The following is a 7,456-nucleotide window of genomic DNA, read 5'->3' as shown; positions in this document are numbered from 1 at the left end:
CCAGGTGACCACCGTGACGGCGAGCACCGGCCCGGTCAACCACGCCGGAGCCAGGCCGTGGATCGTGTCGCCGGCCAATGTCGCAATTGCCAAGCCCCCCATCAGGATCCACGTATCGGGCTCGAACCCGTCGCGGTCCTGGCGCTGCGCGACGCTGCGCCATAGGATCAGCCAGGTCATCAGACCATAGATGCACAGCGCCGCCAGCCAAACCGGCACGGCCACCGCCAGCCACCAGCGCTGGGGGGTGTACCGGGCCGCCTTGGCGGCCACGATGGCCAGACCCGCGGTGCCCACGCTGGCCAGCTCCCACGCGCCGTGGGCACAGTCGCGCAACCGTGACCACCCGAACGCCGACATGTTGCGCGCGCTGAGCGCGATCAGCACCAGCCAGGACACCAGCGCCACCACACCGAGCGCCAGCGCCAGCACGGGCCGAGACGCCACCCGGCTGTCCAACACCGCGCACGCGGCGACAAAGGTGAACAGCCGCAAGGTGACATCGGGATCCTTCAGATCCCAACGAGCATGGCGCCGCGTGAGGATCACCACGACGACGAGCACCACCAGGCCGAGCGAGGCCAAAACGCCCATCGTTTCGCTGATTTGGCGGTAGCCGTGATCGGCCGCCGCGATGGACAGGATCCCCGTCGCCATCACCGCGGCGAACACATCGGGTGACGGCTCGACATCGGCGAGCCGGAAAGTCACGGTTACTCGGCCAGTTCCACAACGAGATGCCGGATGCCGGTATGCCGGTTGCTGCGAGTCCATTCGACCGGCCGCACCACCCGCACCGCGGAAAACCGCGTCAGCAGTTCCTCGTAGAGGACCCGTAGTTCCAGCCGGGCCAGATTTGCACCCAGGCAATAATGCACGCCCTGGCCGAAGCCCAGGTGCGGGTTGGGTTTTCGGGTGATGTCGAATTCGTCGGCGCGATCGAACACGCGGGCGTCGCGGTTGGCCGAGCCCTCCCAGATCTGTACCTTCTGGCCCGCCTCGATCGACTGCCCGCCGAGCGTGACATCGCGCGTGGCGGTGCGCCGCTTGGACGGCGACGGTGACGTCCATCGCACTATCTCTTCGACCGCCGTCGGCAACCCGTCGAGATCGGCACGCAGCGCATGCAATTGGTCGGGATGTTCGGCCAACGCCAGCAGCCCGCCGGCGACCGCGTTGCGCGTCGTCTCCGCGCCGGCGCTGAACAGCAGGCTGAAGAACAGGTACAACTCGAGGTCGGAAAGGGCCGGGGCGGCCGCGTCGTCGAGCATCGCATTGGCGACGACCGACAGCATGTCATCGGTCGGCTCGGCGCGCTTGGAGGCGATCAGCTGCTGGCCGTAGGAGTACATCCGCGAGCCGGCCTCCTCCACCGACAGCTGCGACAGCGACGCCTTCCGCGAACCACCGAAGTCGAACTGCGGCTCGATGGCCTCGAAGAGCCAATGTCGTTCGGATTCAGGCACTCCCAGCAGGATGCAGATCATCTGCATCGGCAGTTCGGCGGCGATGTCGACCAGGAAGTCGAACGCTTCCCCGGGCACCACCGCATCCAGCAGCCGGCGCGCCCGGGCCCGCAGATCGTCCTCGACCAGACCGATCATCCGCGGTGTCAGCCCTGAGCTGACGAGCCGCCGGATTTGCGAATGCCTCGGGTCGTCCATCATGTTGAGCACCTGGCCCGCGATGGACAAGTCCTGCAACAGCGTGCCGCCGAATGGCCGCACGCCGCCGGTGACCGATGAGTAGGTGACCGGATCGCGCAGCACCTCAAGCGTTTCGGCGTGCGTGGCGACCGACCAGAAGCCCTCCCCGTCGGGGGTGTTGTCGGTCGGCTGGTGCCAGTACACCGGTGCCTCCCGCCGATGGACGGCGAACAGGTCGTGCGGGAATCCGTTCGCGAAGTTGTCCAGATCGGTGAAATCGATCCCCGCGAGGGCGCCGGCCAGAGTCATAGGATCGCTCCCGGGGTGTATTTGGCGGCATCGGGGTATCGCCCGACCAGGGTGTCTACCATCGCGACGACGTCGTCGACCTGGTCGCCGGCGGCACCGGTGAACGCCGTCTTGTCGGCGAGCGCGGCGTCCAGCGCGGCGCGATCCAACGGCAGGCGCTCGTCGGCGGCCAGCCGATCCAGCAGGTCGGGATCGGCGCCGCGTTCGCGCATCGCCAGCGCCGTCGCCACGGCGTGTTCGCGAATCACATGATGCGCGGCCTCGCGCCCCATGCCGGCGCGCACCGCCGCCATCAACACCTTGGTGGTGGCCAGGAACGGTAGGTAGCGATCCAGTTCACGCTGAATCACCGCCGGGTAGGCGCCGAACTCGTCGAGCACCGTCAAAAACGTCTCGATCTGCCCGTCGACGGCAAAGAAGCTGTCCGGCAAGGCAACTCGGCGCACCACCGAGCAGAACACGTCGCCCTCGTTCCACTGCGCGCCGGCCAGTTCGGCGGCCATCGACGCGTAGCCGCGCAGCACCACCTGCAAACCGTTGACCCGTTCGCAACTGCGGGTGTTCATCTTGTGTGGCATGGCCGACGACCCGACCTGCCCCGGAGCGAAGCCCTCGGTGACGAGCTCATGCCCCGCCATCAGCCGGATGGTGTGGGCCATCGACGACGGTCCGGCGCCGAGTTGCACCAGCGCGGAGATCACGTCGTGATCCAGGGAACGCGGATACACCTGCCCCACGCTGGTCAAAACCGTTGCGAAGCCCAAGAAGTCGGCGATGCGGCCTTCGAGTTCGGATAGCTTGGCGGCGTCGCCGTCGAGCAGGTCGAGCATGTCCTGCGCGGTTCCCATCGGGCCCTTGATCCCGCGCAACGGGTAGCGTTCGATCAGCTCCCCCAGCCTGGTCAACGCGATCAGCATCTCTTGCGCCGCGGAAGCGAATCGCTTGCCCAACGTGGTGGCTTGCGCGGCGACGTTGTGACTGCGTCCGGCCATCACCAGATCGCGATACGTGACCGCCCGTTCGGCGAGCCGCGCCACCACCGCCACCCCGTGGGAGAAAACCAATTCCATCGATCGCCGGATCTGCAGCTGCTCGACGTTCTCGGTCAGGTCCCGACTGGTCATCCCCTTGTGCACATGCTCGTGACCGGCGAGGGCGTTGAATTCCTCGATGCGGGCCTTGACGTCGTGGCGCAGCACTTTCTCCCGCGCCGCGATCGAGGACAGGTCCACGTCGCCGAGCACCCGCTCGTAGTCGGCGATCGCTTCCGGGGGCACCGCTACACCGAGTTCCGCCTGTGCGCGTAGGACGGCCACCCACAGCTGCCGCTCCGCGACGATCTTGGCCTCCGGCGACCAGATCGCGACCATCTCGGCGCTGGCGTACCGGTCGGCCAGCACATTCGGAATGCTCACAAAGACACAGCTTACGGTTGCCGGGTCCCTGAATTCTCATCGCCGGGCGTAACGTGGCGGCGAAAAACCGGGCAGGAAATCGCCGCGGCGTTACGTGCGAGGCCCTACGCGCGCTCGGCGGCAATACCCTTGGCGGATGTTCTTCGCCGGCGTCGACCTCGCCTGGGCCGGCCGCAATCCGACCGGCGTGGCCGTCGTCGACGCCGCGGGCCACCTCGTGCACATCGGCGCGGTCCGCGACGACGACGAGATCCTGGCCGCGTTGCGACCGTACGTAGGCGGCGATTGCCTGGTCGCCTTCGATGCGCCGCTGGTGGTGACCAACAGCACCGGCCAGCGGCCGGCCGAGACCGCGCTTAACCGCGACTTCCGCAGGTTCGAAGCCGGCGCCCACCCGGCCAACACCGGGAAGCCCGAGTTCGCCGACGTTCCCCGCGCCGCACGATTGGCTCGGGCGCTGGAGCTCGACATGGACCCGCTATCGTCGGCGACGCGGCGCGCCATCGAGGTGTACCCGCACCCGGCGACGGTGGTGCTCTTCCGGCTGGAGCGGACTTTGAAGTACAAAGCCAAGCCCGGGCGCAGCCTCGAGCGGCTCAGGTCGGAGCTGCTAGCGCTGATGGACGGCGTCGAGAAGCTCGCGCAAAGCGACGTCCCGCTGCATGTCGCCGGTCACGAGGCCTGGGTCGAGCTGCGCCGGCGGGTGGTCGCCGCGCAACGCAAGAGCGATCTGCGCCGCGCAGAAGATCCCGTCGACGCCGTCGTCTGCGCCTACGTCGCGTTGTACGCCCAGCGCTGCCCGGCCGCAGTCACGGTCTATGGGGACTTCACCACCGGCTACATCGTGACGCCGTCGCTGCCGCCGAACTTGCTTCGGCAGTCGGGTCAGATCGGCACGGCCCGCTGATCGATCGGTGCCAAAACCTCGATCACTTCGACCACCGTCTGCTGCGCGGCGATGCGGGGATCGCGGCCCTCGACCATCGCGGACACCACCGAACCGTCGACCGCACAGAGCAGCGTGCGAACCAGCTCGATATGCACGGATCGGCCGGATCGCTCGAGGGCCTCGGCAACGGCCTCCGCGCGCTGGCGCAGGTTGCGGCGCATGGTCTCACGCAACGCGGGCAGGCGGGTACAGGCGAGCAGCCGCTCGTACCGCGAAATCAACTGGTCGGCGAGTCCCGGACTGGATACGTCCTCCACGAGCAACTCAACCAGCATCTCCGCGGTGGTCTCGGGCCCACGGCGCCGCCGCGACAGGCCGTTGACCCGCGCCCGTAGCTGCGCCACCTCGATCATGCCGATGTGTTCGACCGCGCGCGCAATCAAATCGTCGAGCGACGAGAAGTAGTAAGTGGTAGAGGCCAACGGCAGGCCCGCGCGCTGAGCGACCGCTCGGTGCCGCACCGCTTCGAAGCCGCCCTCGGCAAGCAGCTCGGCGGCCGCGCTCACGAGCGCGTACCGCCGGCGTTCTCCTTTTGGAGTAACTGCTGCTGTCACGAATAGCCATGGTGCCAGTGAAAGTGGTACTGCGATGCCATTTCGGCCAAACAGCCATGGCATGATTGCCGGATGCCCGACTTGAGCCGCCGCGCAGTGCTCGGTCTCGGTGTCGGCGTGGCCGCCGGCGCGGCCGGCGCGTACGGGCTCGACATCCTGTTCCAGCCCCGCGCATCTCACGCCATGCCGGTGTCGGGCGCCGGCACGCACGTTCCGCTGGCTCCGCCGCCGCTTGAACCCGCCCCGCCGGCTCAGGCTGCGCCGACGATGACGACCGGTTCCTTCGTGTCGGCGGCGCGCGGCGGAATCTCGACCAATTGGGCGATCGCGCGCCCGCCGGGCCAGACGAAGGCGCTGCGACCGGTCATCGCGCTGCACGGCAAGGGCAGTGACGCGTCCACCGTGATGGCCGGAGGTGTCGAGCAGGGTCTGGCCCAGGCCGTCAACGCCGGCCTTCCGCCATTCGCGGTGGTCGCCGTCGACGGCGGCGGCGGCTATTGGCACAAGAGGGCCTCCGGCGAAGACGCGGGCGCGATGGTGCTGGGCGAGCTGATCCCGATGCTGGATAGCCAGCACCTGGACACCTCGCGGGTCGCGTTCCTGGGCTGGTCGATGGGCGGCTACGGCGCGCTCTTGCTCGGCGGGCGGCTGGGACCCGCACGCACCGCCGCGATCTGTGCGGTGAGCCCGGCGCTCTGGCTGTCCTCCGGCGCGGCCGCGCCCGGCGCGTTCGACGGCGCCGACGACTTCGCGGCCAACTCGGTGTTCGGAATGCCTGCGCTGGCATCGATCCCGATCCGGGTGGATTGCGGTGACAGCGACCCGTTCTACGCGGCGACCAAGCAATTCATCGCTCAACTGCCCAACCCGCCCGCGGGCGGTTTCTCCCCTGGCGGGCACACCGCAGAATTCTGGAGCTCACAGCTGCCGGCCGAGCTGACCTGGATGGCACCGCTGCTGACGGCGTGAGCCCTTGGTGCGCGCGTTACGCTCGCGAGCGTGACCGCACCGTTCGGTTGGAGCTTCCCCTACGCCTGGCCCCGCAAACCCGTCCTGGCCGCCAACGTGGTGTGCACGTCGCAGCCCCTCGCCGCGCAGGCGGGTCTTCGGATGCTCGCCCAGGGCGGCAACGCGGTCGACGCCGCCGTCGCGACGGCCGTCACCCTGACCATCGTGGAGCCGGTATCGAACGGCATCGGCTCGGACGCGTTCGCCATCGTCTGGGATGGCGAACGACTGCACGGACTGAACGCATCGGGTCGCTCACCCGCGGCGTGGACGCCAGAGTACTTCGGCGGCAACGCCGTTCCCGCACTCGGCTGGAATTCGGTGACCGTACCGGGAGCGGTGTCGGCGTGGACCGAATTGCACACCAAGTTCGGAAAGCTCCCGTTCGACAAGCTGTTCGAGCCCGCGATCAGCTACGGTCACGACGGCTTCCTGGTCTCGCCGACGGTCGCGGAGCAGTGGGCGGCTCAGGTTCCGCTCTTCAAGGAGCAGCCCGGATTCGCCGAGGCCTTCATGCCCGACGGCCGCGCGCCCAAAGCCGGTGAGCGGTTTAGGTTTCCCGATCATGCGGCCACCCTGGAGAAGATCGCGGCAACCGGCGGTGCGGCGTTCTATCTAGGGGAGCTGGCGAACAAACTCGAGTCGCATGCGGCGGCCAACGGCGGCGCCATGCGGGCCGACGACCTCGCCGCTCACCGCGCCGACTGGGTGGGCACGATCGACACCACCTATCGCGGTTACACCGTCCACGAGATACCGCCGAATGGGCAGGGCATCGTGGCCCTGATCACCCTGGGAATCCTGGAACACTTCGACATGGCCTCGCTGCCTGCCGATTCCGCCGATAGCGTGCACCTTCAGATCGAAGCGGTGAAGCTGGCTTTCGCCGACGCCCAGGAGTACGTCGCCGACGCCGACCACATGCCATTTCCCGCAGAACGCTTGCTGGACAAGGAATATCTGCGGAAGCGGGCCGCGCTGATTGACCGTGGACGGGCCAAACCGGCGTCTGCCGGCACCCCGGCGGGCGGCACCGTGTATCTGACGGCCGCCGACGCCGCGGGGATGATGGTGTCGATGATCCAGTCCAACTACCTGGGATTCGGCTCCGGTGTGGTGGTGCCGGGCACGGGGATTTCGCTGCAGAACCGGGGCGCGGATTTTGCTGCGGTGCAAGGCCATCCGAACCAGGTGGGCCCGAACAAGCGCCCGTATCACACGATCATCCCGGGTTTTGTCACCAAAGCTGGAGACCCCGTGATGAGCTTCGGGGTGATGGGCGGCCCCATGCAACCCCAGGGCCACGTGCAGGTGATGGTGCGCATCGCCGACCACGGCCAGAACCCGCAGGCGGCGTGCGACGGCCCCCGCTTCCGTTGGGTAGAGGGGACGCAGGTGACCTGCGAAAGGGGATTCCCAAACGCGACGATCGATGAGCTCCGGCGGCGCGGGCATGAGCTGGTGGCGGTGGACGATTACAACCAATTCGGTAGCTGCCAAGCGATTTGGTGCCTCGATGGCGGATATTTTGCGGCGAGCGATCCACGCCGGGACGGGCAAGCGGCGGGTTTTTGA

Annotated in this window: 7 protein-coding genes; 3 read left to right on the top strand and 4 right to left on the bottom strand. The window is 68.0% G+C overall.

The window, feature by feature from the left end:
• From A5736_RS05505 to purB, 3 genes are all read right to left on the bottom strand, one after another.
• Positions 1 to 711, bottom strand: a 711-nt coding sequence (locus tag A5736_RS05505; RefSeq protein ID WP_076244979.1) for a C4-dicarboxylate ABC transporter, incomplete at its 3' end; no start/stop codon positions are given.
• A gap of 2 nt (positions 712 to 713) precedes the next feature.
• Positions 714 to 1,955, bottom strand: a complete 1,242-nt coding sequence (locus A5736_RS05500) for a cytochrome P450 (RefSeq protein WP_076122667.1) — start codon at positions 1,953 to 1,955, stop codon at positions 714 to 716.
• Positions 1,952 to 3,370: an adenylosuccinate lyase gene (gene purB / locus A5736_RS05495; RefSeq protein ID WP_076244977.1), complete on the bottom strand. Its 1,419-nt coding sequence runs from the start codon at positions 3,368 to 3,370 to the stop codon at positions 1,952 to 1,954. Before purB ends, A5736_RS05500 begins: the two co-directional genes overlap by 4 nt.
• Before the next feature lie 136 nt (positions 3,371 to 3,506).
• Between purB and A5736_RS05490 the strand changes: the two genes are divergently transcribed.
• Positions 3,507 to 4,277 (top strand): DUF429 domain-containing protein, encoded by a 771-nt coding sequence (locus A5736_RS05490; RefSeq protein WP_076244975.1) that lies wholly within the window; start codon positions 3,507 to 3,509, stop codon positions 4,275 to 4,277.
• On the opposite strand, the gene A5736_RS05485 is transcribed toward A5736_RS05490, so the two are convergent.
• On the bottom strand, positions 4,256 to 4,873 hold the full coding sequence (locus A5736_RS05485) for a TetR/AcrR family transcriptional regulator (RefSeq protein ID WP_076122670.1): 618 nt from the start codon (positions 4,871 to 4,873) through the stop codon (positions 4,256 to 4,258). The two genes, A5736_RS05490 and A5736_RS05485, sit on opposite strands and share 22 nt — an antisense overlap.
• Before the next feature lie 72 nt (positions 4,874 to 4,945).
• On the opposite strand from A5736_RS05485, the gene A5736_RS05480 reads away from it, so the two are divergent.
• Together A5736_RS05480 and ggt are read left to right on the top strand one after the other, a co-directional pair.
• Positions 4,946 to 5,842 carry an alpha/beta hydrolase-fold protein gene (locus A5736_RS05480; RefSeq protein WP_076244973.1) on the top strand — a complete coding sequence of 299 codons (897 nt, stop codon included), beginning with the start codon at positions 4,946 to 4,948 and terminating at the stop codon, positions 5,840 to 5,842.
• Positions 5,843 to 5,872: 30 nt separating this feature from the next.
• Positions 5,873 to 7,456 carry a gamma-glutamyltransferase gene (gene ggt / locus A5736_RS05475; protein WP_076244971.1) on the top strand — a complete coding sequence of 528 codons (1,584 nt, stop codon included), beginning with the start codon at positions 5,873 to 5,875 and terminating at the stop codon, positions 7,454 to 7,456.

The sequence above is a fragment of the Mycobacterium sp. SP-6446 genome, assembly GCF_001954045.1.
In the GTDB taxonomy this organism is placed as follows: Bacteria; Actinomycetota; Actinomycetes; order Mycobacteriales; family Mycobacteriaceae; genus Mycobacterium.
Note: the sequence above shows the minus strand (reverse complement) of the source record. Positions and strands in the feature narration are given on the sequence as shown.

Coding starts and splice junctions, on each gene's coding strand:
- A5736_RS05500 (WP_076122667.1), bottom strand. CDS start 1,955: ATGACTCTGGCCGGCGCCCTCGCGGGGATCGATTTCACCGATCTGGAC.
- A5736_RS05490 (WP_076244975.1), top strand. CDS start 3,507: ATGTTCTTCGCCGGCGTCGACCTCGCCTGGGCCGGCCGCAATCCGACC.
- A5736_RS05480 (WP_076244973.1), top strand. CDS start 4,946: ATGCCCGACTTGAGCCGCCGCGCAGTGCTCGGTCTCGGTGTCGGCGTG.